23 protein-coding genes are annotated in these 25,750 nt (G+C 61.7%); 11 read left to right on the plus strand and 12 right to left on the minus strand.

Going from position 1 to position 25,750, the window contains the following annotated elements:
• Window positions 1–77: 77 nt before the first annotated feature.
• The gene (gene lolD / locus ABIE32_RS14220) at window positions 78–758 is read right to left on the minus strand and encodes a lipoprotein-releasing ABC transporter ATP-binding protein LolD (RefSeq protein WP_429017117.1); all 681 of its coding nucleotides are present in this window, start codon (window positions 756–758) and stop codon (window positions 78–80) included.
• Window positions 751–2,007: a lipoprotein-releasing ABC transporter permease subunit gene (locus ABIE32_RS14225; RefSeq protein WP_429017118.1), complete on the minus strand. Its 1,257-nt coding sequence runs from the start codon at window positions 2,005–2,007 to the stop codon at window positions 751–753. The genes lolD and ABIE32_RS14225 overlap by 8 nt, the downstream gene beginning before the upstream one ends.
• Window positions 2,008–2,082: 75 nt before the next feature.
• Between ABIE32_RS14225 and ABIE32_RS14230 the strand changes: the two genes are divergently transcribed.
• From ABIE32_RS14230 to ABIE32_RS14240, 3 genes are all read left to right on the plus strand, one after another.
• Window positions 2,083–3,003: a phosphoglycerate mutase gene (locus ABIE32_RS14230; RefSeq protein ID WP_429017119.1), complete on the plus strand. Its 921-nt coding sequence runs from the start codon at window positions 2,083–2,085 to the stop codon at window positions 3,001–3,003.
• The gene (recJ, locus tag ABIE32_RS14235; protein ID WP_429017122.1) at window positions 3,000–4,775 is read left to right on the plus strand and encodes a single-stranded-DNA-specific exonuclease RecJ; all 1,776 of its coding nucleotides are present in this window, start codon (window positions 3,000–3,002) and stop codon (window positions 4,773–4,775) included. The genes ABIE32_RS14230 and recJ overlap by 4 nt, the downstream gene beginning before the upstream one ends.
• Window positions 4,776–5,044: 269 nt before the next feature.
• Window positions 5,045–6,301 carry an NAD(P)/FAD-dependent oxidoreductase gene (locus ABIE32_RS14240; RefSeq protein ID WP_429017124.1) on the plus strand — a complete coding sequence of 419 codons (1,257 nt, stop codon included), beginning with the start codon at window positions 5,045–5,047 and terminating at the stop codon, window positions 6,299–6,301.
• A 145-nt stretch (window positions 6,302–6,446) separates the two neighbouring features.
• Here ABIE32_RS14240 and ABIE32_RS14245 read toward each other — a convergent pair whose 3' ends face one another.
• The 5 genes from ABIE32_RS14245 to ABIE32_RS14265 form a co-directional block, all read right to left on the minus strand.
• Window positions 6,447–7,136, minus strand: coding sequence for an aspartate/glutamate racemase family protein (locus ABIE32_RS14245; protein WP_429017126.1), 690 nt, complete (start codon window positions 7,134–7,136; stop codon window positions 6,447–6,449).
• Entirely contained in the window at window positions 7,136–7,609 is a 474-nt protein-coding gene (locus tag ABIE32_RS14250; protein WP_224151618.1) for an Lrp/AsnC family transcriptional regulator, read from the minus strand. Before ABIE32_RS14250 ends, ABIE32_RS14245 begins: the two co-directional genes overlap by 1 nt.
• A 16-nt stretch (window positions 7,610–7,625) precedes the next feature.
• Window positions 7,626–8,399, minus strand: coding sequence for an amino acid ABC transporter ATP-binding protein (locus tag ABIE32_RS14255; protein WP_429017127.1), 774 nt, complete (start codon window positions 8,397–8,399; stop codon window positions 7,626–7,628).
• A gap of 1 nt (window position 8,400) precedes the next feature.
• The gene (locus ABIE32_RS14260; RefSeq protein WP_224151616.1) at window positions 8,401–9,069 is read right to left on the minus strand and encodes an amino acid ABC transporter permease; all 669 of its coding nucleotides are present in this window, start codon (window positions 9,067–9,069) and stop codon (window positions 8,401–8,403) included.
• A gap of 92 nt (window positions 9,070–9,161) precedes the next feature.
• A complete protein-coding gene (locus ABIE32_RS14265) occupies window positions 9,162–9,995 on the minus strand; it encodes a transporter substrate-binding domain-containing protein (protein WP_224151615.1) in 834 nt (277 codons plus the stop codon).
• A gap of 235 nt (window positions 9,996–10,230) precedes the next feature.
• Here ABIE32_RS14265 and ABIE32_RS14270 point away from each other — a divergent pair, with 235 nt between their 5' ends.
• From ABIE32_RS14270 to ABIE32_RS14300, 7 genes are all read left to right on the plus strand, one after another.
• Window positions 10,231–11,091, plus strand: a complete 861-nt coding sequence (locus ABIE32_RS14270) for a 3',5'-nucleoside bisphosphate phosphatase (protein WP_224151614.1) — start codon at window positions 10,231–10,233, stop codon at window positions 11,089–11,091.
• Window positions 11,092–11,173: 82 nt separating this feature from the next.
• Window positions 11,174–11,809: an L-threonylcarbamoyladenylate synthase gene (locus tag ABIE32_RS14275; RefSeq protein WP_184709154.1), complete on the plus strand. Its 636-nt coding sequence runs from the start codon at window positions 11,174–11,176 to the stop codon at window positions 11,807–11,809.
• Window positions 11,810–12,013: 204 nt separating this feature from the next.
• The gene (locus ABIE32_RS14280; RefSeq protein ID WP_429017170.1) at window positions 12,014–12,637 is read left to right on the plus strand and encodes a site-2 protease family protein; all 624 of its coding nucleotides are present in this window, start codon (window positions 12,014–12,016) and stop codon (window positions 12,635–12,637) included.
• 145 nt (window positions 12,638–12,782) lie between these two features.
• On the plus strand, window positions 12,783–14,075 hold the full coding sequence (locus ABIE32_RS14285) for a tryptophan--tRNA ligase (RefSeq protein WP_429017131.1): 1,293 nt from the start codon (window positions 12,783–12,785) through the stop codon (window positions 14,073–14,075).
• 157 nt (window positions 14,076–14,232) lie between these two features.
• Window positions 14,233–14,943 (plus strand): response regulator transcription factor, encoded by a 711-nt coding sequence (locus ABIE32_RS14290; protein WP_224151611.1) that lies wholly within the window; start codon window positions 14,233–14,235, stop codon window positions 14,941–14,943.
• Between the two features lie 116 nt (window positions 14,944–15,059).
• Window positions 15,060–16,775 carry a FecR domain-containing protein gene (locus ABIE32_RS14295; RefSeq protein ID WP_429017134.1) on the plus strand — a complete coding sequence of 572 codons (1,716 nt, stop codon included), beginning with the start codon at window positions 15,060–15,062 and terminating at the stop codon, window positions 16,773–16,775.
• Between the two features lie 52 nt (window positions 16,776–16,827).
• Window positions 16,828–19,179 carry a CHASE2 domain-containing protein gene (locus ABIE32_RS14300; RefSeq protein WP_429017137.1) on the plus strand — a complete coding sequence of 784 codons (2,352 nt, stop codon included), beginning with the start codon at window positions 16,828–16,830 and terminating at the stop codon, window positions 19,177–19,179.
• A 155-nt stretch (window positions 19,180–19,334) separates the two neighbouring features.
• On the opposite strand, the gene ABIE32_RS14305 is transcribed toward ABIE32_RS14300, so the two are convergent.
• The 5 genes from ABIE32_RS14305 to ABIE32_RS14325 form a co-directional block, all read right to left on the minus strand.
• On the minus strand, window positions 19,335–20,576 hold the full coding sequence (locus ABIE32_RS14305; protein WP_429017140.1) for an MFS transporter: 1,242 nt from the start codon (window positions 20,574–20,576) through the stop codon (window positions 19,335–19,337).
• A 164-nt stretch (window positions 20,577–20,740) separates the two neighbouring features.
• On the minus strand, window positions 20,741–21,988 hold the full coding sequence (gene hemW, locus ABIE32_RS14310) for a radical SAM family heme chaperone HemW (RefSeq protein ID WP_429017142.1): 1,248 nt from the start codon (window positions 21,986–21,988) through the stop codon (window positions 20,741–20,743).
• A gap of 128 nt (window positions 21,989–22,116) precedes the next feature.
• Window positions 22,117–22,752: a non-canonical purine NTP pyrophosphatase gene (locus ABIE32_RS14315; RefSeq protein ID WP_429017143.1), complete on the minus strand. Its 636-nt coding sequence runs from the start codon at window positions 22,750–22,752 to the stop codon at window positions 22,117–22,119.
• 181 nt (window positions 22,753–22,933) lie between these two features.
• Window positions 22,934–23,761, minus strand: coding sequence for a PP2C family protein-serine/threonine phosphatase (locus tag ABIE32_RS14320; RefSeq protein WP_429017146.1), 828 nt, complete (start codon window positions 23,759–23,761; stop codon window positions 22,934–22,936).
• A complete protein-coding gene (locus ABIE32_RS14325) occupies window positions 23,758–24,759 on the minus strand; it encodes a serine/threonine protein kinase (RefSeq protein ID WP_224151605.1) in 1,002 nt (333 codons plus the stop codon). The genes ABIE32_RS14320 and ABIE32_RS14325 overlap by 4 nt, the downstream gene beginning before the upstream one ends.
• A gap of 72 nt (window positions 24,760–24,831) precedes the next feature.
• Between ABIE32_RS14325 and ABIE32_RS14330 the strand changes: the two genes are divergently transcribed.
• A complete protein-coding gene (locus tag ABIE32_RS14330) occupies window positions 24,832–25,743 on the plus strand; it encodes a YicC/YloC family endoribonuclease (protein ID WP_429017173.1) in 912 nt (303 codons plus the stop codon).
• Window positions 25,744–25,750: the final 7 nt, after the last annotated feature.

Below are 25,750 nucleotides of genomic sequence, written 5' to 3' on the forward strand. Positions count from 1 at the left end.
TGCGGCTATGCTCGTCCATCAAACGCTATCAAAATATGAGCAATCAGCGTTCACTGGTTGAGCGCCGACAGCCCATTTCATTCAAATCTGCCGTTGGCCATGCGTACGGCGCGGTCGCAGCGCTTTGCCAGTTCGCCATCGTGCGTCACCATCACAAACGCGGTGCCCTGCTCGCGGGCGAGCTGTATCATCAGCGCAAACACGGTATCAGCGGTGGAGCGGTCCAGGTTGCCGGTAGGCTCATCCGCCAGCACGCAGGCCGGTTGCGTGACGAGCGCCCGCGCAATGGCCACGCGCTGGCGCTCGCCGCCCGACAATTCGGCCGGGCGGTGCTGCACGCGGTCCTTCAGGCCCACGGCCGCCAGCATGGCTTCGGCGCGCGCCGTGCACGCTTCATAAGGCATGCGGCGGATGCGCAACGGCATGGCCACATTGTCGAGGGCGCTGAACTCGGGCAGCAGATGGTGAAACTGGTAGATGAAGCCCAGGTGCTGGTTGCGCAACTGACCCTGCCGCGCAGGGCTCAATTCGCCCAGCAACTGGCCCTTCAGGCGCACCGAGCCGCTGGTGGGCTCATCGAGCCCACCCAGCAGGTGCAGCAAGGTGGATTTGCCCGAGCCGGAGGCCCCCACGATGGCCAGCGTTTCGCCAGCGCGTACCTCCAGATCGATGCCCTTGAGCACCTCCACATCCAGAAGTCCTTCGGAGAAACGCTTGGTCAGGCCGCTGGCCTGCAACACCACAGAAGAATCATTCATAACGCAGGGCCTCCGCAGGGTTGACGCGGCTGGCGCGCCAGCTCGGGTACAGCGTGGCCACAAAAGCCAGAATCAGCGAAATCACGGTGATCGGCACGATGTCGGCGCTTTGCGGCTCGCTCGGCATGCGGCTGATCAGGTAAATATCCTTGGGCAGGAAGCTGGTGTGCAGCGCCCGCTCGATGGCAGGCACGATCACATCGATGTTGCAGGCAATCAGCAAACCCAGCGCCAGGCCCGCCAGGGTGCCGATCACCCCGACCAGTGCGCCCTGCACCACGAACACGCCCATGATGCTTTTGGGACTGGCGCCCAGGGTTCGCAGGATGGCGATATCGGCGCGCTTGTCGGTCACGGTCATCACCAGGGTCGTCACCAGATTGAAGGCTGCCACGGCCACGATCAGGGTGAGGATGATGAACATCATGCGTTTTTCCACCTGCACGGCTGCAAACCAGGTCTTGTTCTGCTGCGTCCAGTCGCGAATCAGCAAATGGCCGCTGAGCGTCTTGGCCAGTTGCTGCACCACTTCGGGCGCATCATGCAGGTTCTTGAGCTTGAGGCGCACGCCGGTGGGGCCTTCCAGCCGGAAAAGCTTGGCAGCATCCTCGTAGTGCATCAGCACCAGGGCGGAGTCGTACTCATAGTGGCCCGAGTTGAATGTGCCCACGACATTCATCTGCTTGAGGCGCGGCACCACGCCCGCCGGAGTAACCTGGCCGCTGGGCGCCACCAGCGTGACCTGGTCTCCCGGCTCCACGCCCAGGATGCGCGCCAGCTCCGATCCCAGCACCACATTGAAGCTGCCGGGCGTGAGCGCCTGCAGGGCTTGCTGCTGGATGCCGGTGGCCATGTCGGTCACCTCGGGCTCCAGCGCCGGATCGATACCGCGCAGCAAGGCGCCGCGCATGTCTTCCCCACGCGCCACGAGCGCCTGGGCCGCCACGAAGGGGGCTGCACCGATGACATTGGGGTTCTGCCGCGCCTCGGCCATGGTCTTGGCCACGTCGGGCAGGGAATCGCCGCCGGGCGTGAAGATTTCGATGTGCGAGACCACGCTGAGCATGCGGTCGCGCACCTCTTTCTGGAACCCGTTCATCACGGACAGCACGATGATGAGGGCTGCCACCCCCAGCGCAATGCCCAGCATGGACACACCCGAGATGAATGAAATGAACCCGTTGCGACGCGTGGCACGCCCCGCCCGGGTGTAGCGCCAGCCCAGCGCCAGCTCATAGGGAATCTGCATATGTTTTTGTAGCCATCATGGCGGCGGAAGCCACCGCTTGCAATCCAGCATTGTGGCATCGCTGACAATAGGCCCATGTCGGAATTCCAGCATTTGATCATTTCCTACGCAGCCTCCGACGAGGAGGGCTGCCAGCAGGCGCTGCAAGACCTTGCACTGCCCCGGCTGCAGCAGTGGCTCAAAACCCTGCAGCCCGCCGCCACCGACAGCGGCGAGACCGAGGATTTTGCCCCGCCGCACGAACGCGCCCTCGCCCGCGCCCTGCAACTGCCCGCCCGCGCCACGCCGTGGGCAGCGCTGCACCAGCTGCAGCAAGGCGCCACGCCCGGCGATGCCGCCTGGGCCTTCATCACCCCTTGCCATTGGCATATTTCGCCCGACCAGGTCCGCATGAGCGAGCTGGCAGCCGCGCAGATGCACGAGGCGCAGTCGCGCGAGTTGCTTGCCATCATGGCGCCCTGGTTTGCCGAGGACGGCATCACCCTCGCCTATGACCGCGCAGACCGCTGGCTGGCGCAGGGCGAGGTATTCCGGTGCCTGGAAACCGCTTCGCTGGATCGCATTGCCCTGCGCGATGTGCGACCCTGGCTGCCCAGCAAGGACCAGGCCGCCGTGCTGCACCGCCTGCAGACCGAAATGCAGATGCTGCTCTACACCCATGCCTGGAGCGACGCGCGCGAGGCTGCGGGCCAGGCGCCCATCAATTCCTTCTGGGTGCATGGCGCCGGCGCCCTGCCTTCCGGCTACCAGTTGCCCGCCACCATGCCGGTACTGAATACTGATTTGCGCAATGCAGCGCTCACCGGCAACTGGCCTGCCTGGCAAAAGACCTGGCAGCAGCTCGATGCCAGCCTGCCTGCAGCCGCCCCTGCCAGACTCACCTTGTGCGGCGAAAAAAATGCAGTCACGCTGGAGCATATCCCTGGAGGACTGCTCCAGAAAATCAAACAACTGTTTGGCAGCCAGCATGCTGCCGATATGCTCCGTTCACTATGAAAATCCTAGCAAGAGATATCCCGCCACGTACCGCCTGGGCGCTGGAGCAGGCAGGCGTGCATCCGCTGCTCGCCCGGCTGTTTGCCGCGCGCGGCGTACAGGCCGCTGCCGAGCTGGACGATGGTCTGGCCCAATTGCTCTCGCCCGCCGACCTGCTTGGCGCGCAGGATGCCGCCCGCCTGCTGGCCGACGCCATTGAGCAGCAGGCGCGCATCTGCGTGGTGGCCGATTACGACTGCGACGGTGCCACCGCCTGCGCCGTGGCCCTGCGCGGGCTGCGCATGCTGGGTGCGGGCAACGTGCGCTACCTGGTGCCCGACCGCGTGGTGGACGGCTACGGTCTCACCCCTGCAATCGCCGAGCGGGTGCACGAGTTGGGCACCGATGTACTGGTGACCGTGGACAACGGCATCGCCAGCGTGGATGGCGTGGCCCGCGCCAAGGCGCTGGGCCTGACGGTGATCGTGACTGACCACCACCTGCCTGCAGCCACCCTGCCCGCAGCGGATGCCATCGTCAACCCCAACCAGCCAGCCTGCGGCTTTGCCAGCAAATCCATCGCAGGTGTCGGCGTGATGTTCTATGTGCTGATGGCCTTGCGCGCCGAGTTGCGCAGCCGTGGCGCTTTTGAGGATGCGGGCACTCCCTCGGGAAGCAATGCAGCGCATGCAGCGCCACACGCAGCGGCAAAACGGCCTCAGCCCCGGCTGGACACCCTGCTGCCCCTGGTGGCACTGGGCACGGTGGCCGATGTGGTCAAGCTCGATGCCAACAACCGCCGCCTGGTAGCCCAGGGCCTGCGCCGCATCCGTGCGGGCCAGATGCCGCCAGGCCTGGGGGCCCTGTTCTCGGCCGCCAGCCGGCGCGCGGCAGCCGCCAGCACTTTTGATTTCGGCTTTGCCCTGGGCCCGCGCATCAATGCCGCAGGGCGCCTTGCGGATATGACGATCGGCATCGAATGCCTGCTGACGGAGGACGCATTGCGCGCCGACGAACTGGCACGCCAGCTCGACGCCATCAACCGCGAGCGCCGCGATATCGAAAGCGGCATGCGCGAGCACGCCATGCTGCTGGTCGAGGAACTGTTTGAAGAAGGCGAGGAGCCGCCTCCCGCCGTCAGCGTGTTCGACCCGGATTTCCACGAAGGCGTGGTCGGCATCGTGGCGTCACGCATCAAGGACAAGCTGCACCGCCCCACCTTCGTCTTTGCCGCCAGCAGTGCGCCGGGGCATGAGCATGAGCTCAAAGGCTCGGGCCGCTCGATCGCAGGTTTTCACCTGCGCGACGCGCTCGACCTGGTTGCCAAGCGCCACCCGGGCGTGCTGATCAAGTTTGGCGGCCATGCCATGGCGGCAGGCTGCACGATTGCAGAAGAACATTTTGAGGTGTTCGAGCAGGCGCTGGCACAGGTGGCGCAGGAGTGGCTGGACGAGCGCACGCTCACCCGCCAGATGGAAACCGACGGCCCGCTGCCCGCGCAGTTTCGCCGTACCGAGACCGTGGACGCGATCAACAGCCAGGTCTGGGGCCAGGGCTTTGCGCCTCCGACCTTCAGCGAAGAGCTGGAGGTGATCAGCCAGCGCCTGGTGGGCGAAAAGCATCTGTCCCTCAAGCTGCGCCACCAGGGCGAAATGGTGGACGGCATCTGGTTCGGCCATACCGAGCCGCTGCCTGCCAAGGTGCTGCTCGCCTACCGTCTCGACATCAACGAATGGCAGGGCCAGCGCAAGCTGCAGTTTCTGGTGGAAGGTGCGCAGTTGACCGCTGGGTAGAAAACCCTGGCTGCAAGTCGCCTACGCCCCCGCAGAGCACTGCAAGCTTGTAGGCAATCGAAAATTTGCAGAAGCCCAAACACCTGCGCGTAGCTACAGCTCAGCCACCTTGCCGCCAGGGAGTGCTATAGTTTTTAAAATGCTGCATCGGCATGAAAGCAGTCCGCTGCAGCTGCGTTTTTTTACTGAAAAAATGGCGCTCTCGCATATCCAGAAAGCGCCACTTGCTATTGATTTCATATCAATAGCGCACCACACCACCATCATCCATGAGCAATATTTCCGTAGCCGTACTTGGAGCCGGCATGGTCGGCGTTGCAACGGCACTGGCGCTGCAGAAAAAGGGCTTCCAGGTTACCTTGCTGGACAGGCGTGCACCCGGCGAGGAAACCTCGTATGGCAACGCGGGCGTGATTGCCCGCAGCTCGTTGATGCCATTCAACAACCCTGCCCTGTTCGGAAATTTGCCGACCTTGCTGAAGAACCAGAGCACCGGCTTTCGCTACCGCCCGCAGTTTCTGTTGCACAACCTGGGCTGGGCAGCGAAGTTTCTGGCCAATGCCCGCGCCAGCATGTTCCGCGAAACCACCACCGCACTCGACGGCCTCATCCGTCTGTCGATGACCGAGCATGCCCAACTGCTGCGCGCAAGCGGCTCCGCGCATCGCATGCGCGACAACGGCTACCTGATGGCCTACCGGCAGGCGGCCGCCCTGGGAGGCGCAGCACTGGCCCGCGAGCGCATGGCACATTTCGGCGTTTCGACCGAGGTGCTGGAGCGCGACCATATCCGCCAACTGGAGCCCGCGCTCAACCCTATCTTTGAGCGCGCGCTCTGGATCAAGGACACCTGGTCGGTCGACAACCCGGGCGCTGTTGTCAAAGCCTATGCCGAACTGTTCCGCAAGCAAGGCGGGCAGATTCTGCAGGCCCGCGTCAAGACGCTGGAGCCTCTGGCGGGCAGCCGCTGGCGCGTGGTGGGCGATGCCGGTGGCGCGGTGGAAGCCGACCGGATCGTCGTCGCCCTGGGCCCCTGGAGCCGCAACTTCATGGCCACCTTGGGGGTGCATGTGCCCATGGCCTATGAGCGCGGCTACCACATGCACTTTGCGCCGCCTGCTGCCTGCAACATCAGCCGCCCCATTTACGACACCGCCGGCGCCTACGTGATGACGCCCATGGAGCAGGGCCTGCGTGTGAGCAGCGGTGTGGAGCTGACCGACCTGGATGCCCCGCCCAATCCGCTGCAGCTGGATCTGGCAGAAGCCGCAGCCCGCCAGGCCATCGACATGGGTGCACGGCTGGAGCCCACGCCCTGGCTGGGCCGTCGCCCCACCCTGCCCGACAGCCGCCCCATCATCGGCGCCATGCCCGGCAAGCGCAACCTGTGGCTCGCCTTTGGCCACCAGCACATCGGCTTCAGCACCGGGCCCGGCACCGGCGCCATTTTGGCAGCCCTGATGAATGGCGAGGCCGCCCCCGTGGATGCGACTCCGTTCCGGGCGGAGCGGTTTCTGAAAGCTTGACCTGCGTCATTGCGGCAGAAGCCAAGCACACGGCGCTGCAAAGTGACGCAGCAGAGGGCTTGACGTCACCCTCAACGCTGCTATCAAAAACAAAGCCCTGGCGCGCAATCCATGTACGCCAGGGCTTGGTTTGAATAGCTTCTGTTCAGCCCAAGGCAGCCCAGCGCGCGGCCAGCAGGCTCACCACATCGTGCACTGGCAGGCCGGTTGCCTGCGCCACGGCATCGCGGTAGACCGGCATGTTGGTGCATTCCAGAACCAGCGATTGGATCTGGGGATGCGCCTGTTGCAGTGCCACGGCAGCGGCAACCACATCGCGCTCGGCCTGGGCAAGATCCATGTCAGCCTCGTTTTGCAGAATGCGCGTGGCAAATTCACTGCCAGGCGCCACGCCTTGCACGGGCGTTCCCGCAGGTACGCCAGCGGCCTGCAGGATGCGCGGGGTCAGCGACGCTGCAGCAATCGTCACGACACCGGGCACGGGCAGGTCTGCGCATTGCAGAAGGCTGGAGCTGACCACCGGCACCGCCACGCTTTGCGCCAGCAGGCCCTGGTAAGCCGCCAGAAATCCACAACTGGTGGAAATGAGCGCTGCGCCTTCGGCCTCCAGCTGCTGCGCGGCTTCCACAAAGGGCTGCACAAAGCGCGGATCGGCCTCCTGCACAATCTTGACCGGCAATGCACCTTCGACCTTCAGCATGCGGACTGGAATACCCAACTCCGCCCAGGTTTGCGGGTTACCGATATCGCCAGGAGGCCGTGGAAAGCGCGTATCCAGCATCAGAATGCCGAGAAACGGCGCCGGCCGCCTGACGGCTGTTTGGCTGGAGCCCATCAGCCGCCCAGGTTGGGCATGGTGGGCAGTGCACCGCGGCGGTCGATCTTGCGGCTCAGAACCACCGAGGTATAGGTCTGCCGAATGCCATCGATCAGGCCAATGCGGTCGAGCAGCGCGTCGAGCTTTTCATTGGAGTCGCAGCGCAGAAAGATCATGTAGTCGTGCTGACCGGAAACGGCCGAGACTTCTTCCACCTCGGGAATGCCTTCGAGCACCTGCATCACCGATTGCGCCGTCTTGGGCATGACGGAAATGCCGCAATAGGCTCGCACAGCCGATTGTTCGAGCTTGCTGCCCAGGCGCACCCCGTAACCGGCAATGACGCCTTCCTTTTCAAGCCGCGCAATGCGGGCCACGACGGTGGTGCGCGCCAGGTTGAGCTTGCGGGCCAGCTTGGCCGTGGATTCACGGGCATCGGCCTGCAGCAAGGCGAGCAGCTTGCGGTCGATGTCGTCAAGTCGAAAATCCATTCCTTGTTCCCTCTTCTTAAGCAGTGTGGCCGATGATACGGCCCAAAAAGCTGCGCGTGGCTTCCTCGCGCGGATTGTCGATGACTTGCGATGGCGGCCCTTCTTCGACCACCACGCCATCGCGCATGAAGACGACCTTGTCGGCCACCTCGCGCGCAAAGGCGATTTCGTGCGTCACGAGGATCATGGTCATGCCGTCTTTCGCCAGCGACTGGATGACCTGCAGCACCTCGCCCACCAGCTCCGGGTCCAGCGCCGAGGTGGCTTCGTCAAACAGCATTACCGAAGGCTGCATGGCCAGCGCACGGGCAATGGCCACCCGCTGCTTCTGGCCGCCCGAGAGCTGATCGGGCACCATGTGCGCGCGCTCGGCCAGCCCCACCTTCTGCAGCAAGGCTTGGGCACGGGCCTCGGCCTCCGCCTTGGGCAGGCGCAATACGGTGATCGGCCCTTCCATCACGTTTTTCAGCACGCTCATGTGCGGAAACAGGTTGAAGTGCTGAAACACCATGCCGGTTCTCGCACGAAAACCGGCCAGCACCTTGTCCTTGGGCAGTTGCGTGGCGCTGCCGTTGAAGGCGAGCGACTGCGCATCCACGCGGATGTCACCGCCGTCCGGCACCGTCAGCAGATTGATGCAGCGCAGCAAAGTGGATTTGCCCGAGCCCGAAGGGCCGATCAATGCAACCACCTGGCCGCGGTTCACTTCCAGGCAGATGTCCTTGAGCACTTCGAGCTTGCCGAAGGACTTTTTCAGACCCTTGATACAAATGAGCGGTTGGTCCTGCATCTCAGGCCTCCTTGGCAGTCAGGTTGCCGTGTTCCAGACGCTTGGCCCACAGGGTGATCGGGAACAGGATCACGAAATACGCAATCGCGATGAAGGTGTAGACCTCCAGCGGACGGTAGGTGTCGTGCGCAATCACCTGGCCCTGGTAGAGCAGATCCGGCACTGCCAGCACCATCAGCAGCGAAGTGTTCTTGAGCTGCAGAATGGATTGGTTGACGAGCGGCGGAATCATCTTGCGAAAAGCCTGTGGCAGGATGATGCGGCGCATGACCTGCCCGCGCGTCATGCCGATGGCCTGGCCGGCCTCGGTCTGGCCAATGTCCGTGGAGATGATGCCTCCCCGGATGATTTCAGAATAGAAGGCCCCGCCATACAGCGACAGGCACAGCGCAGCCGCCACCGGCGCGCTCATCTCGATGCCGGTGAGCACCGGCAACGCATAGTAGAACCACACCAGCTGCACCAGTACCGGCGTGCAGCGGAACACCTCCACAAAGGCGCGCAGCGGCACAGTGACCACTTTGTGGCGCGAGAGCCGACCCAGCCCCGCGACCAGTCCGATCGCCAGTCCGCCCAGCACACAGATCACCGTGAACAGCAGGGTGTAACCGATTCCACCCACCAGCAAGGTGCGGTACTTCCAGAGGAAGCCAAAGTCCCATTCGTACATATCTCAACCAACCTTGAACGCATACACCCCGGAACGGCGCAATGCCATGCCGGGGTGCGTCGCACAGGCCTGGGGCCCATGCATGTACATGCTTAAAACTTCACTTCCTTGGGGAAGGCGTCGGCCTTCACGCCGGCGAGCTTTTCCATGTTCTTGAGCACCACGGACTGGATCTCACCCTTGCTGCGGGCCTCATCCAGCCACTCATTCACGGCGTTCTCGAAATCCTTGTTCGCTTCCTTGCGCAGGCCCACATTGGTGTTGGCGGTCTCGACAGGCGTTGGCACATACACCGTGCCCACATCGGGGCGCTTGGCAACCAGTGGCTGCGACAGCAGCACCACCAGCACCTGGCAGTCGGAGCGGCCCGTCTGCACCGACATGGTGGCAGCGCCCGAGCTTTCCAGGCGCGAGATGCTGGCCTTGGGCAGCGCGCGGGTGGCAAACTGGTCCTGGTTGGAGCCAATGTCCACGACGACCTTGGCCTCCGGCTTGTTCAGTTGCTCCCAGGTCTTGACCGGCTCATGGCCCTTCTTGCACACGGCTGTGAAGGTATTGTTCAACAGGGGCTTGGAGAAATTCACCACCTCCTGGCGCTGCGGTGTCGGCGCCAGGGCAAACATCAGGTCGATCTTGTTGGACTGCAGGTCCAGCACGGAATTGCCCCAGGTCGTTTCCACAAACTTGACCTGCACGCCGAGCTTCTTGGCCAGGCTTTCACCAAAATCGGGGCCAAAGCCTTCCCATTTTTGCGAGACCAGATCCTTGTTGAAGTAAGGAATCGCGCCAGCCACGGTCCCCACGCGCAACTCCTTGGTACGCTTGACGCGTTCCATGGTCGACTCCTGCGCCATGGCTGTGCCCGCGACCGCAACGCCAGCAACCGCCAGCGCGGCCACACCCATCCACCTTTTGACAGCAAACATTCTGATTCCCCGCTCGCAGTGTTGCACCGCGCAATGTAAAAACCGACAGTGTATTCCTCTGAAAACCCTGGTGAAAAATACAAAACGTCGAGATGTATCAATATTTTCGTCAGACTGACGAAAAACTGACAATTTAGGGGTTAATACCGACTTTCGACGGGGGCGCCAGGGCTCAACCTGGCCGGGCTTTGGGAATCCAGAAGCGCCTATCGGCCTGCACGCCTACAATGTAGCGGTGCCTTCTACTCTCAACGCTGACCTGCATTGCCACTCCACCTTCTCCGACGGAACCCTGACGCCGGTGCAATTGGTTGCGCGCGCCAGCGAATGCGGTGTGCAATTGTGGGCACTGACCGACCATGACGAAGTCAGCGGTCTGGCCCAGGCGCAACAAGCGGCAAGCGCAGCGGGTCTTGACTTCCTGACTGGTGTGGAAATCTCGGTCACCTTCATCGAAACCACCGTGCACATTGTCGGCCTGGGTTTTGATGCGGACAACGCCGCTCTGCAGGCAGGGCTGGCCCGCACCCGGGGCGGCCGCGAGCAGCGCGCACGCGAAATGGCGGCCGGTCTTGCCCAAGCGGGCATTGCAGACGCATTCGAAGGCGCTTTGCGCTACGTAGGCAACCCCGATCTGATTTCACGCACGCATTTTGCGCGCTTTCTGGTGGATGCCAGGGTCTGCCGCGATACGAATGAAGTCTTTCGCAACTATCTGGTGGAAGGCAAACCCGGTTTCGTGCCGCACCGCTGGGCCCGGCTGCACGATGCCGTCCGCTGGATCGTGGACGCCGGCGGCATGGCCGTGCTGGCTCACCCCGCGCGCTACCGGCTGAACGCCACCGAGGAGTATGTGCTGTTCTCCGAGTTCAAACAGCATGGCGGCCAAGGCGTGGAAGTGGTCACCGGCAGCCACTTTCCTCACGAATACGGCAGCTACGCGGACAAGGCCCGCGAGTTTGGCTTGTACGCCTCGCGTGGCTCGGACTTCCACAGCCCGGCAGAGTCGAGCACCGACTTTGGCGCCCTCCCTCCGTTGCCCGCCGGCGTAACGCCCGTGTGGGATGCGCTGCAAGCGCGTATCATCCATCCATGAAATGCGGCTGTTGCGCTTGCACATCAAATGCCAACAGCTATCAAGATAAGAGCAAAAACAATTCCCCATCCGGAGTACCACCATGGCCCAGTACTTTGAAGTTCACCCCGACAATCCCCAGCCGCGCCTGCTCAAGCAGGCTGCGGCCATGCTCAAGGATGGTGGCATTCTGGCCGTGCCCACTGATTCCAGCTACGCCTTTGTCTGCCAGTTGGACAACAAGCAGGTGGTGGACCGGCTGCGCCGCATCCGCCAGATCGACGAGAAGCGCATGCTCACACTGCTGTGCAGCGACCTCTCGCAATTGGCCAGCTACGCCATGGTGGACAACCACCAGTTCCGCATCCTCAAGCTTGGCACACCCGGCCCCTACACCTTCATTCTGGATGCCACCAAGGAGGTTCCACGTCGTATCAGCCACCCCTCCCGCAAGACGATCGGCCTGCGTGTACCCGACCGTAAGGGCCTATTGATGCTTCTGGAACTGCACGGCGAGCCCTTGCTCTCGACCACCTTGATCCCGCCCGGCGAGACCGAGCCCTTGAACGATCCGCAGGAAATCCGTGAGCGCTTTGAATCACAGATCGAACTGGTGGTAGACGCCGGCCCCTGCCCGCTGGAGCCCACGACCATCGTGGATCTGACCCCCATGGGCACCGGTGGTGCCCCGGTTGTGGTGCGCGAAGGGCGAGGTCCACTTGCGCAGCTTGGCCTATGAGATTCTTTTATAAGCAAAATGGGCTGTCAGCATACAGCCAGTACGCGCAGGAACTTTTATTTTGATAGCATTTCTATCCGTTTCGCCAACCGAGGGGCCATTTCCAGCCTGATAGGCTAGACTGCCTCGGTTGCTGCACCGCAACAAACCATAAAACCTTGTGACCATCGTCCTGTGAATCCTGAACTGATCCAAAACGTCTTGATGTATGCGCTGCCCGTGCTGTTTTCCATCACGTTGCACGAAGCCGCGCATGGCTATGTGGCTCGTCATTTCGGTGACAACACTGCCGCGATGCTGGGGCGCATCACGCTCAACCCGCTCAAGCACATCGACCCGATCGGCACCATCGTCATGCCGTTGGCACTGTATTTCATGACTTCGGGTGCCTTTGTGTTCGGTTATGCCAAGCCCGTGCCAGTGGCCTTTGGCAATCTGCGAAACCCCAAGCGCGACATGATCTGGGTCGCGCTGGCCGGCCCGGCCACCAACTTCATTCAGGCTCTGCTCTGGGCGGTGGTACTGGGCATTCTGGCCATCACCGGACTGCACGAGCCGTTCTTCCTAGGCATGGCCAAGGCCGGTATCGCGGTCAATCTGGTGATGTGGGCATTCAACCTGTTCCCACTGCCCCCACTGGATGGAGGCCGTGTGCTGGTCGGATTGCTTCCCTACCGGCAAGCCGAGGCGGTTTCCCGGATCGAGCCTTATGGCTTTTTCATTGTGATGGGACTGGTCGTTGCCGGCGTCATCAGCGCCGTCTGGATGCGTCCGTTGATGTCGGTGGGCTACGCGATCGTGGACACCATTCTGAAGCTTTTTCTATAGACCGGCTAGCATGGCAACTGCACAGCGCCATTACGCCTCGCCATGGGTGCTCGGACGATAGTGCTACATTGCATCTCGCCACTGATATCTCTGGGCACAGACGCACAAAGCCTGTACCCCGGCTTATTTCCCCAATAACAGAACCATGCAAAAAACCCGTTTCCTCACCGGCATCACCCCATCGGGCACTCCCCATCTGGGTAACTATGCCGGTATGATGCGCCCGGCAATTGCGGCCAGTCGCGCCAAGGATGTCGAGAATTTCTATTTTCTGGCCGACTACCATGCCCTGATCAAGTGCCAGGACCCTGAGCGCGTCAATCGCTCGACCCTGGAGATCGCAGCCAGTTGGCTCGCCGCCGGACTGGATCCCGACCATGTGACCTTCTACCGCCAGTCGGACATTCCCCAGATCCCCGAGCTGACCTGGTTTCTGACCTGCGTCACCGGCAAAGGCCTGCTCAACCGCGCCCATGCCTACAAGGCCTCGCAGGACAAGAACCATGAAGCAGGCAAGGACAGCGATGACGGTGTGACGGCAGGCCTCTTCATGTATCCCGTGCTGATGGGTGCAGACATTCTGGCCTTCAACGCCAACAGGGTGCCCGTGGGCCGTGACCAGATCCAGCACATCGAGATGGCGCGCGACATGGCATCGAGCTTCAACCATCTGTATGGCGAGTTCTTCACGCTGCCGGAGGCCGCGATCGATGAACAGGTAGCCACCCTGGCAGGCCTGGATGGCCGCAAGATGAGCAAGAGCTACGACAACACGATTCCGCTGTTCTCGACACAGGCACAGCTCAAAAAGCTGATTGGCTCCATCGTCACCGATTCTCGGGCACCGGGCGAGCCTAAGGATGTGGAAGGATCGGCGTTGTTTCAGATCTACCAGGCCTTTGCCAGCGATGGGGAAACCGCAGCTCTGCGCCAGGCCTACGCCGATGGCATTGCCTGGGGCGATGCCAAGACCATGCTGTTTGAATGTGTGGATCGCGAAATTGCGCCCCTGCGCGAGCGCTACAACGACCTGATGGCCCATCCGCAGGAGGTGGAGACCATCTTGCTGCAAGGCGCCGAGAAAGCCCGTGCCTACTCTCAGCCGCTCTTGCACAAGCTGCGCGCCGCCGTTGGTTTGAGGCCACTGACCGTGGCGACCACCGCAACCACAGCCAAGGTTAGCACCAAGGCTGCGGCAGCATCCTTCAAGCAGTACCGCGAAAAGGATGGCAAGTTCTATTTCAAGCTGGTACGCGCAGATGGCGCCATACTGCTGCAGAGCCAGGCATTTGATGCACCACGCGATGCGGGTGTGATGATCGCCCAGTTGCAATCGCAACCAGAAACCTTGGGGCAGATCATGGATAACGTGCAATTGGGCGACAGTTTTTCGCTTTCTGACGTGCAATTGGCTCTAAAAGAGATAGCGGAAAGTTGATTAGCTGCCTATACTTCAAATGCAACGAAATGTTGTAACAGTTGAATAGGTGATGACCAGTTCGTTATTTGTACGAGCTGGGGTAGGTGATTAGATTTGCCTTTAAGATGGTTTATCTTATAAAGGCAAACTATTAAGTTTTTGGGAGAGAGCTACTATGAGGATTGTGGCGCTGGATGATGATCTGGTGGTGTTGGACATGCTCTCCAAAACCATGGAGGCGGAAGGCCACGCCTGTACGACCCATACCACTGGCGCGTCTTTGATGAAAGACATGCGCCGCGAAACCTACGACCTGCTGATTCTGGACTGGCAATTGCCCGATACGTCTGGCCCCGTGGTGGTGCGCTGGATCCGTGACAATGTCAGCCAGGAGTTGCCGGTGCTGTTCATCACCAGCCGGCAGGGTGAAGCCGACATTGTCGAAGGCCTGGAATCGGGCGCAGACGACTTCATGGTCAAGCCTCTGCGTGTTGCCGAATTGGTGGCGCGCGTACGTGCATTGTTGCGCCGTGCCTACCCGGCAGCCACCAAAGGCACCATGGAGTTTGGCCGTTACCGCTTCATGTCGGATTCACGCACACTTGAAGTCGATGGCAAACAGGTGGAGCTGAAAAACCGCGAGTACGATCTGGCGCTGTTCCTGTTCCAGAACATGGGACGCCTGCTCTCACGCGACCATCTGCGCGAAATCATCTGGGGCCAGAACTCGGATGTGATCTCTCGCTCACTGGACACCCATGTATCACGCCTGCGCACGCTGCTTGATCTGCGACCGGAAAATGGTTACGTGATCAATGCTGTCTACGGTGTAGGTTACCGTTTTGAAGCGGTCAAGCCGCAGGCTGAGGCCGTGCCGCCGAATTGAGCTGCCAAGCCATATACGCCTGCCGGCCAACCCACCCCCAGGGGGTGCGTTGGCCGTCTTGCCGCTATGGCACTGGCAGATGTGTGCCGCCTACCTGCGGCACAAAAGGATTTTTGATGTTTACAAACCTGCACGTGATGCTGCCCGTTTCGCTGCTAATAGCCCTGGGAGTGCTGCTGCCTCGCGCGGCTTGCGCGGCGTCGGCCGACCAGCTACCGGATATCCAGCACCGGGTGCAACCCGGCGACACCCTGGAAGGCGTGGCCAAGCGCTACCTGAAGGATCCGCAGCAGTGGCGCGCACTGGGAGATCTCAACCAGGTCAAGTACCCTACCCGCCTGCCCGTCGGCTCCACCATCGTCATACCGGCACGCCTGATCGGCTACCAGGACGTGATTGCCGAGCATGTCCAAGGGGATGCGCAGTTACGTTCGCCCTATATCGGCAAGGAAACGGGTTGGCAGCGACTCGTCCAAGGTGCCGTATTGACCGAAGGTGATGAACTGAAAGTGGCACCCGGCAGCTTTGTCACGCTGAAATTCGCCGATGGCAGTTCGGTGCGCATCAACGAGAAATCAGAGCTGAAACTCAGCGAGGTGCGCAAGAATGGTCGCACCCAGGAGCAGCAGTCGGTAGTGGACCTGAACAAGGGTGGAATCGAGTCACAGGTCACGCCCACCATCGAGCAACGCCGCAAGCGAAAGTTCGAGATCAAGACGCCCATGGCGACCACCAGTGTGCGCGGCACCGTGTTTTCAGTCAGCGTCTCCGATTCCGGCGAGGCCATCACCGCAGTTGACCACGGTGTGGTCGCGGTGGCCGGTAGTGCCGCAGCACGCGAAGTCTCCGTCACGGCCGGCAGAGGTATCGCCGTGCAGAACAATGGCCGTGTGGGTGCCATCGTGGATCAGCTCGCAGCGCCCAGCCTGCAAGGCAACCCGCCGGTGTTTGAGGACGCGGACTTTCTGACCATCCAGCTCAGCCCCGTGGAGCAAGCCCGCCAGTACCAGGTCAAGCTGGCGCACGATGCCAACATGCGGCAGGTGGTGCGCAGCCAGCGATTTAATACGCCGCTGGCCAAGTTCCCCGGCGTTGAAGACGGCAACTACTACGTCGCAGTCCGCGCGGTCGACAGCCAGCAGATTCCCGGCAAGCCCCATGTGGAGGCGATCAAGGTCAAGGCAACGCCGGTGCCCCCCCTATATTCCAACCCCGCGCCGGGTGGTCTGATCGGCATCAGCGATGGCGCGTTGACGTGCACCGAAGGAGGCAAGGGCGTCATCGGCTATCGCATTCAGGTGGCAGCCAGCACCGACTTCACCCAACCTCTGGCAGACAGCGGCGTGGTGACGGAATGCCAAACGACCATCAGCAAGCTGGCTGCAGGCAACTACTACTGGCGCGCAGCCAGCGTGCGCAAGGCTGCCGACGGCAGCCAGGACCAGGGGCCTTTTTCCAAACCCCAGGCTTTCAAGGCGGGCACCAATCCTGCATCCTTGAGTGCGGATGCACTCAGCCCTGGTGAAATGGACATGCCCAATCAGTTGCAGTTGTTCTGGACCGGAGAGCCAGGGCAAAAATACAACCTGCAACTGGCACGCAATGAGCAGTTCGACGCCCCCATCAGCACCGTGCAACTGGATCAGCCGCGCTGGGTTTCCGACGAACTTGCCCCGGGAGATTACTTCGTGCGCATCCAGGTGCTGGATCCTTCCGGACTCAAAAGCCGCTACTCAGCCGCTCGCAAGCTGACCGTGGAGTCCGCGATCACCACTGGCTACGGTTCCATGCTCAAATCCGACGACGGCAAACCGGTGCAGAGCCCACGCTGATCGATCTGCCAGCCTGCGGGCACCCTGCCCAAGGCAACCAGTCCGCCACAACGTGAGCCGCTCTCCTCTGCTGACCCGAACCCAGCTGCGCTGGCTGGAATGGCTGGTGCTGGCTGCCATTTTGCTGGCCTGTGTGGCATGGGCCAGCCTGCGCGGCCAGCCGCGTGCGGTCAACGCAATGGTGCAAGACCTGGCTGGCTGGGTCAGCGCGCCCTATGCGCGCAACGATATCGTCATTGTCGCCATTGACGACGCAAGCTTGCAAAGCGTGGGCCGCTGGCCATGGCGGCGCGCGATTCTCGCCCAGTTGCTGCGAGACATCGAGGCGCAAAAACCTGCTGCCATTGGCGTTGACGTGCTGTTCAGCGAGCCGGACCGGGCGAATCCCCAGGACGACCAGTTGCTGGCCGATGCCATCCGCAGTGCAGGCAATATCGTGCTGCCCGTGGACTGGCGTATGGCTGGCGTCGACATCGGCGCCGAGCTGCCGATTGCCAACCTGCGCAGCGCAGCAAGCGAATTGGGCCATGTCAATGTCAGCGTGGATGAAGACGGGGTGATTCGCCGCTATTTTGCCGCCCAGGGAGAAGACACGGGCCCCTGGCCACACTTCGGTATCGCCATGCTGTGCGCGGCTGGACGCAGCCACCCACTCTGCCGGGGTGTGCAAGCCCCCCGGCCCGGAGACGCCTGGGTGCAGCAGTCTCCAGAGGTCTTCAATTTTGCCCGTGGCGCCGAGCCCTATCGCCTGTACTCTGCGGAAACGGTGCTGACCGGACGCGTGCCATCCAACGCGTTCACCGGCAAGTACGTGCTGCTGGGCGCCACTGCGTCGGGTCTTGGTGATTACTTTGCCAGTCCCGCACGCCCTTCCTCGCGCCATATCGCCGGGGTGGAGCTGATTGCCCATGCGCTGGATTCACAGCTCTCCGGCCGGCACGTGACCCCAGCCTCTGCAACCACTGATGCCGTGGTCAATGTCGGCATCATCCTGCTGGCTCTGGCTGCCATTGCCGTGCTGGGCCCGATGGCGGGCTTGGCCATGCAGCTGGCCCTGGCGGTGGGAGCGCTGCTGCTGAGCTTTGCACTGCGCAACTGGGCGGGTGTGCAGCTCGCACCTGCCGCCGCGCTGATGGGCCTGGTCGTCATCTATCCCATCTGGAGCTGGCGGCGCCTGAGTGCGGCAGCCTCCTTTCTGCAGCAGGAGATGGTCACCCTGCGCGAAGCGCTCGAAAACACCGGTGCACCGCAGCGCAATACTGCTCTGGTGGACGATTTTCTGGACAGGCGCATCAAGGCCGTCGAGACCGCCACCAGCACCTTGCGCCAGATGCACGGCTTCGTCCGCGATACTCTGCGCCAGATCCCTTCGCCCACCTTCGCGATTGATCCGCAGGGCATGGTCAGCCTACACAACCAGGCCGCCGACCAATACATGCAGAACCTGGGCATCCCTCCGCAAGGGCTGATCCCGATCCGCACCGTGCTGCAAGGCCTGCGCATCAAATCCACTGGACAGGAGCTGTGGTTTGCGACGCCTGAACAACTGGGCGCCCTGCCGACCGAGAGCGAAGTGATCGACCGCCAGCAGCGGCCCTGGCTGCTTCTGGCCGAGGCGTTTCGCGCACCTGCGCCCGATGGCTGGCTCCTGATGCTGGTGGACATGACCGAGCTGCACAAGGCCATGGAGCAGCGCGACCAGGCACTGCGTTTCATCTCCCACGATTTCCGCTCGCCGCAGGCCTCCATCATCACCTTGCTGGAGATGTACCAGGAATTCCCTGGCCAGATGACCGAGGCCGACCTGCACCACAAGATCGGCCGCCTGGCCAACCAGTCGTTGGAAATGGCGGAGAGCTTCGTGCAACTGGCCTCTGCCCAGTCGCAAAGCCTGCAGAGAAGGCTGGTGCACCTGGACATCCTGCTGCAGGAGGCCATCGATGACTGCTGGGCCAAGGCAACCGAGAAAAAGCTGCAGGTACGCTACGCTCCCGGCCGCCTGGAAGCCACCCACACCGAAATCACCACCCTGGGTGACCGTTCGCTGCTGCACCGCTGCCTCGTGAATCTGATCACCAATGCCATCAAATACAGCCCTGCCGGCGGCGTGGTCGAGGCCAATGTGACTGCGGAGCACGGCTATTGGGTGGTGCATATCCAGGACCACGGATACGGCATGAACGAAGAACAGCTGACACGCCTGTTCCAGCCCTTTCAGCGCTTTCACCAAAGCAGCCAGCCGCACATTGCCGGTATTGGCCTGGGGCTGACCTTTGTTCAGACTGTGGTGCAACGCCACCAGGGTTTTGTATCGGTCACCAGCACCGAAGGCGAGGGCTCGTGCTTCAGCGTGCACCTGCCCATGAATGGCGGGGATGACACCGCATTGCCACCAACCCCATGAAACATAGTGAGGCCATCACCCCACGCGCACGCCGCACGCTGCGCACGGCTGCCGCTTGTCAGTACGGTTTCCGCCTGAAAGCGGCAGGCTGAATCATGCGTGCGTGCGCACGCCGCTCCTATTTCAATAGCGCAGTGGCAGCTATCCACTGCCGCTCAATGCAATTCCTTGCCTTTGAGTTCAGGCACCAGAAACATGGTTGCGAATGCATCCAGTACATAGATGGCAGCCAGCAGTGCAATCGCCATCTGGAATGAGTATTGCGAGGCAATCGCGCCAATCACCACCGGCCCCAGCCCGCCCACGGCCCGGCCGAGGTTGAAGAGCACGTTCTGCGCCGTTGCACGTGCCTCGGTTGGGTAGGCTTCGCTCATCAGCGCACCAAAGCCCCCCATCATGCCATTGACAAACATGCCCATCAGCGCGCCTGCCCAGAGCATGGTGATCGGGTCGTTCAACTGCGAGTACACCAGCACCATGGCGGCGGCACCCGCCTGAAACAGCAGGAAGCTCGGCTTGCGCCCGATGCGGTCGGCCAGTTGGCCGAAGATCCAGATGCCGGCCATCATCCCCAGGATGGTGACAGCCGTCCACATGGCGGATTTGGTCAGGTTGAAGCCCAGCTTGTTCGCCAGAAAGCCCGGCATCCAGATCATGATGCCGTAGTAGCCGAAGTTCTGTACCGAGGTGAGCACCACGATGCCCGCACTGATCTTGGTGGTGGCACGGTCCTTGACCAGGAGCTTGAAGCATTGCAGCGCAGAGGGCTTCTTCTCCTGGCTGCGCACAAAGACTTCCGGCTCGTGCAGGCGATTGCGGATGAACCAGGCCACAAATGCCGGAATCACGCCCACCAGAAACATGCCACGCCAGCCGATATATGGCAGCAGCAACGGCGTGAGCAGCGCCGCGCCCAACACGCCCACCTGCCAGCCCAGTGCCACATACGACGATACCCGGGCTCGATAACGTGCGGGCCAGGCCTCGGCTGCCAATGCCATACCGATGCCGAACTCGCCGCCCAGGCCGATGCCAGCCAGCGTGCGGTAGACCAGCAGGTCCCAGTAGCCTTGCGCAAATGCGCACAGGCCGGTGAATACGGCAAACATCACAATGGTCCAGGTGAGCACGCGGATGCGTCCAAACCGGTCGCTGAGCGCACCAAACACAATGCCGCCCACGACCGCACCAATCAAGGTCCATGTCACCAAGGCACCTGCTTGTGCGGTCGACAGGCCCAGGTCTTCCCGGATGGCGCCCAGCATGAAACCCAGAATCAGCAGGTCAAACCCATCCATCGCATAACCGACCGCCGATCCCGCCAGCGCTTTCCACCCATAGCCATTGACGGTCGTGAGCGGCTGGATGGCAGATGGCGGTGATGCAGAAGCGGACATGGGAGGTTCTGGTAGTGCGGAAAGAAACGCGCACAAAAAAAACCGCACAGGGCGGCATGATTTGACGCGGAGCGCGATTTTGCGCTTTATCTATACGCTCTGCGTAGAAAGCGAAAAATCACACATTGACTACTCGGTAAAAATTGACTTGCCGAACGCCCCACTCAATCGGCCAGGAACAACTCTTGCAGATCGCTCAGAAAATCAAAACCCCGCTCGGTAGGCCGCACCTGGGCCCAATCGCGCGTGATCAACCCCTTGGCCTCGGCTTGCTGCAAGGCCTTGTCGATGCTGCTGAGCGGCAGGCCGGTGCGGTCCAGATAGTCCTGCAGCGCAAAGCCTTCGCGTAGTCGCAGCGCATTCAGCATGTACTCGAACGGCAGATCGGCACGCTTCACATCTTCGTCCTGCGCCAGTGCATTGCCTTGCAAGGCAGCGTCCATGTAGCGGGCCGGATCGCGCACACGCACCTGGCGCACTACACGGTGCGCAAAGCTCAGTTTGCTGTGCGCGCCAGCGCCAATGCCCAGGTAATCGCCAAACGACCAGTAGTTGCTGTTGTGCACGCATGTGTGGCCCGGCTTGGCGTAGGCCGACACCTCGTAGCGCTGCATGCCTGCGATGGCGGTCCGCTCGGTGATCTGGTCGAGCATGGCGTAGGCCTCGTCGTCCTCCGGAATGGCCGGCGGGTACTTGGCGAAATAGGTGTTGGGCTCGATAGTCAGGTGGTAGATCGAGATATGCGGCGGCGCAAAGCTGAGTGCCACATCGAGATCACGCTGCAGATCGGCGGCGGTCTGCCCCGGTAGGGCGTACATGATGTCGAGATTGAAGGTATCGAAGCTGCTGGCAGCTTCCGCCACGGCAGCCAGCGCCTGGGCGCTGTCGTGCACCCGGCCCAGCGCCTGCAGGTACCGGTCGTCAAAGCTCTGCACGCCAATCGACAGACGCGTGATGCCAGCGGCGCGGAAGGCCTTGAAACGGTCCTTCTCGAAGGTGCCGGGGTTGGCTTCCATGGTGATCTCACACCCGGCATCGACCCGCAGGCGTGCGCGGATGGCCGAGATCAACCGGTCGATCGCCGCCGGTGAAAACAGGCTTGGCGTGCCCCCACCCAGGAAGATGCTGTGCACGCTGCGCCCCCAGATCAGTGGCAACGCCTGCTCCAGATCGGCAATCGCGGCATCAATATAGCGGTCTTCGGGCACGCCGGCCTGGCCATGCCGCGCTTCGTGCGAGTTGAAATCACAATACGGGCACTTCTTGAGGCACCAGGGCAAGTGCACGTACAACGACAGAGGCGGCAGGCTGGCCAGTTGCAGAGTGCCCGGGCGCATGTAATGCTGCACGTCTTTTGGAGCTGCAACCTCTACGATCTGTGCGCTGATAGCTATCTTTTTTGAATCCACCATATCACTTACCTCTTGCCCGCGCGTCATGGGTCATGGAACCGGCGCAACACATCCGTGCAATCGCGGCACGGGCCTCCTCTCGGTGCGGGCCGGATGCATGCCGCGGCCGCTCAGGAGGTATCTCTCCGTCACTCCTTGGCCGCTGCGTGCACCACTTCGCTGCCGGTCAGCCAGCTCTCACGCACCAGCTCCATCATCAGGCGCGACGAACGGCCACGGTGGCTGTGGGCGTGCTTGACCTCGGGCGTCATCTGCGCAAAGGTCTTTCCCAGTTCAGGAATGAGCAGCACCGGATCAAAGCCAAAACCGCCACCGCCCATCGGCTGCTGCGCAATCAGTGCCGCCACACGGCCCACCGCCACCAGAGGCTCGGGGTCCTTGGGGTGGCGCACAGCGACCAGGGTACTCACCATGGCTGCGCGGCGGTCGGCCACGTCATGCATCTGCTCCAACAAGGCCCGTACATTGTTGGCGTCGCTTTTCTCGTAGCCAAACTGAGTGCAGTAGTAAGCCGTATCCACGCCAGGCAAGCCGCCAAAGGCAGCCACGCACAGACCGGCATCGTCAGCAATCGCAGGCAGTCCGGTGCGCTCTGACGCAAAGCGGGCCTTGGTCAAGGCATTTTCCAGAAAAGTGCCATAGGGCTCGGGCGCTTCGCCATCCATCAATGCGCCCTGCGGCACCAGTTCCACACCCAGGGGGTGGAACATAGCCTGCAGCTCAGCGAGCTTGCCCTGGTTGTTGGATGCAAGTACGATTTTCATGGTCAAAATGGCCTTTAGCGCCTGCTGATCAAGCGCCATACGCTATATTTTTAAGAGTAGACAAACAACAAGGCGGCCAGAATAGCCGCCTTGTTGCTGGATGGGACAGAATCGCATTATCGGCCGATGACGAAAACGCAGCATGTCGCAGGATTTTCGGCCACCGCCGCTCGGCTCACGCTCAGAGCGCGGGCGACTGCGGCTTGTCACCACCCGTCTCTGCATCCTGGTTGGGCGGCGTCGCCGCAGGCGCTTCTTCGCTGATGAACCGCTCGGCACCGGGCATTTCCCATTCCAGCGCCACCGCAGTCACGTTGTCACTGCTGGCCCCAGCCTTGCGCAGTGCCGCGTCGATCAGATCGGGAATGGCACGTGAAACCGACTTGTTGCCCAACTCGCGGGCAATCACCGTTTCAGACACGCTGCTCCACAACCCGTCGGAACACAGCATGATGCGATCGCTGCGATGCAGCTCAGTGGGCCCTGCCACATCGAAAAACGGCCGGGAAGGGCTGCCCAGGCAGGTGAACAGCACATTGCGATTGAAGCGATCCGGGTTGACGCTGGTGACACCGGAGCCGCGTAGCTCCATGTACGAATGGTCACGCGTACGCGCCATCACCTTGGCGCCGCGCACCATGTACAGCCGTGAATCGCCGCAGTGCACCCACCAGACATTGCCGTCCTGAACCACCGAAGCCACCAGAGTAGTGCGCGGTGGGTCTTCCATATTGTTCGCAATGGCGTACTTGAGGATGTTGTGGTGTGCCGACAGCAGTGCGTTTTCGAGGAACTCCGCCGGGTCATCCAGCTTGGGGCGCGCCAGACGCTGGAAGTCCAGCGAAACCGTCTGCAGCGCCAACTGGGCTGCAACCTCGCCTTCGGGGTGACCGCCCATGCCATCGGCAACGACGAACAGACAGGACTCTTTGGTGTAGCTGTACCCCATCCTGTCTTCGTTCTTTTCCCGACCACCCTTGCGACTGAGCTGGAAGACCGAGAACTTCATTTGGTGGAGCTCCCTGCACGCGCCTGGATATTTTTCTTGGTATCGCTTACCAGCGAGTCAATCGACATACGAACTTTCTCGGAAACCGTCAGCTTGGTGTAGCGGCGCTCGTCCTCCCGCGCCAGCTCCTTCTGCAGCAGAAACACCGACTGCGGGCGCGCCTGGGGATCCAGCGCCATGCACCACTCCACCAGTTCGATCAGGTTGTCGGAATAAACGCCGCGCACTTTCGACAGCGCAAGGCCCAGGCGGTCCTTCTCCTGTCGCTTGGGCGCGTCATTGGGCGGAATGCCTTGCATGCAGGCATAGATACAGGCACCAATGGCATAGATATCGGTCCACGGCCCCAGCGGTGTGTCGCGGCGGTACATCTCGGGCGCTGCAAAGCCCGGCGTGTACATGGGACGGACAAAATTGCCTTCCTTGCTGAGCACTTCGCGCGCAGCGCCAAAGTCGATCATCAAAGCCTTGTTGTCATCGGTGATGAAGATGTTGGCCGGCTTGATGTCCAGATGCAGCATCTTGTGCTGGTGCACGATGCGCAGGCCGCGCAGTACCTCGTCAAACAGCGAGCGGATCGTCGACTCGCGGAAGACCTTGGCCTCTTTCAGGTCGCGCGCGGTCACGATGAAATCCTGCAGGGTGGCACCCTCCAGGTAGTTCATGACCATGTAGACAGTCTCGTTCTCGCGGAAGAAGTTGTAGACGCTGACCACCGAGGGATGGGAGATTTGCGCGAGCGCCCGCCCCTCTTCGAAAAAACTCTTGAGGCCCAGGCGGTACAACGACAATTTTTCGGGCTCTACCGTGGGCGCCAGGGCGCCAGGCTCACGCGAGGCCAAGCTGGAAGGCAGATATTCCTTGATGGCCACCTGCTGGCCATCAGGCGCCAAAGCCAGATAGACAACCCCGAATCCCCCCGACGATATACGCCGCACGATACGATATCCACCGATGACGGTATTGGTGGGTAACGGCGCTGGCTTTGCTTTTGACATAGTTAGATGAACAACGCAGGTATATGAGAAGCCTGATAATGAGCGCGATTGCAAGCAACCCCATACAGTCCTATGCCAGTTTACAGCATGACAGGCTATGCCTCTGTCCAGCAAAGCATCCCACCGGCCGGTGGCGACAATGCTCCCTCTCTCTGGCGCGTCGGACTGGAAATTCGCTCGGTTAACAGCCGTTTTCTCGATTTATCTTTCAAGCTTCCGGAAGATCTCAGAAGCTGCGAACCACAGTTACGCTCTCTTGTCGATAATAGTCTGAAGCGCGGCAAGGTGGAAGTGCGGGTTCTGGTCGTCAGTGAACAAGCGTCAAACATTCCCGTGGCTTCCGCGCGTCTGCTGCAGCAATTGGGCAGCTTTCAGGACACGGTCACCGCATGGATGCCCAGCGCCCAGCCTTTTACCGTGGCAGAAGTGTTGCGTTTAAGCGGCACCGGCAGCTCCGACCTCCCCGAGAACTGGGCCGAATCCGTTGCCGACGTTTGCAAGCAGGCACTCAAAGCCTTGCTCGACGCCCGCCAGCGTGAAGGAAAACGCCTCACTGCGATGCTGCAGGACCGGGTCGACCAGCTCAAGGCCCTGGCCGAAAAGGCCGAGCCACTGGTTCCGGACCTCGTCAGGCAGCAGAAAGACCGCTTTCTGGAGCGCTGGAAGGACGCCATGGCGTTGACCGAAGGCAGCGTCTCGCCCGAAGCAGCCCAGGATCGCGCCCTGACAGAAGCCACCTCCTTTGCCATCCGCATCGACGTTGCCGAAGAAATCACCCGTCTGCGCTCGCATCTCGAAGAAATCACCCGCCTGCTGGGCAAGGGGGGCGACATCGGCAAGCGCCTGGATTTTCTGATCCAGGAACTGCATCGCGAGGCCAACACGCTGGGCTCCAAATCAGCTGCGCTGGAGCTGACACGCATCAGCGTGGACATGAAGGTGCTGATCGAGCAGATGCGCGAGCAGGTACAGAACATCGAATAAAAACAAA

The sequence above is a fragment of the Comamonas sp. 4034 genome, assembly GCF_050434545.1.
Taxonomy (GTDB): domain Bacteria; phylum Pseudomonadota; class Gammaproteobacteria; order Burkholderiales; family Burkholderiaceae_C; genus Comamonas; species Comamonas odontotermitis.